The sequence below is a fragment of the Methylobacterium sp. J-059 genome (genome assembly GCF_022829485.1).
In the GTDB taxonomy this organism is placed as follows: domain Bacteria; phylum Pseudomonadota; class Alphaproteobacteria; order Rhizobiales; family Beijerinckiaceae; genus Methylobacterium.
Genome location: NZ_JAKSYA010000081.1, coordinates 1 through 867 on the forward strand (window position 1 = coordinate 1; position 867 = coordinate 867).

Consider the following 867-nt stretch of genomic DNA (forward strand, 5'->3'; position numbering starts at 1 on the left):
TAAGAGCGCCTAACAGAACGGCACCCTGAGCGTTGATGTGCGTTGGTGTTTCATGGCCCGCGCACTTCTTCCCGACGATCTCTGGGACGAGATCGCCCCGCTGCTTCCGCCTCCCCGACCCCGTCCGAAAGGCGGTCGACGGCCTATCAAGAACCGGGCGGCCCTGACAGGCATCCTGTTCGTGCTGCGCTCTGGATTGCCCTGGGAGATGCTGCCGGCCGAGATGGGCTGTGGCTCGGGCATGACGTGCTGGCGCCGCCTGCGGGACTGGCAGGCGGCGGGCGTCTGGACCCGCCTGCATCAGGTGCTGCTGGGGCGACTTTACGAAGCCGGCCAGCTCAACTGGAGCCGGGCCAGCCTGGACAGCGCGTCTGTCCCGGCGAAAAAAGGGGCTCTGCCACAGGCCCGAACCCGACGGATCGCGGCAAACCGGGCACCAAGCGTCACCTCGTCGTCGATGCCCGCGGTACGCCCCTCGGCCTGACCTTCACGGGGGCCAACCGCCACGACAGCGTGATGATGGCCCCGACCCTCGATGCGATCCCGCCCGTGGGCAGCGGCCGGCGCGGTCGCCCACGCCGCCGTCCCCACAAGCTTCATGCCGACAAGGCCTACGACGCCCGTGCCCGTCGCCAGGAGTGCCGCGCCCGTGGGATCGTCCCTCGCATCGCTCGGCGCGGGATCGACAGCAGCGAGAAGCTTGGGCGTCACCGTTGGGTAGTCGAGCGCACCCATGCCTGGTTCAACCGTTTCCGACGCCTGCCCGTACGCTACGAGCGCCGCGCCGACATCTACGAGGCCTTCACCAACCTCGCCGCCAGTCTCATCACCCTCAACCAAATCAGGCGGTTCTGTTAGGCGCTCTTA

The 867-nt window shown here is 67.9% G+C and carries 1 protein-coding gene; it reads left to right on the forward strand.

The window, feature by feature from the left end:
* The first annotated feature begins 52 nt into the window (after positions 1–52).
* Positions 53–858 (forward strand): IS5 family transposase gene (locus MKK55_RS08930; protein ID WP_243934294.1). Its coding sequence is split into 2 segments (ribosomal slippage): positions 53–383 and positions 383–858, totalling 807 coding nucleotides; the frame shifts between segments, so codons are not numbered across the junction.
* Positions 859–867: the final 9 nt, after the last annotated feature.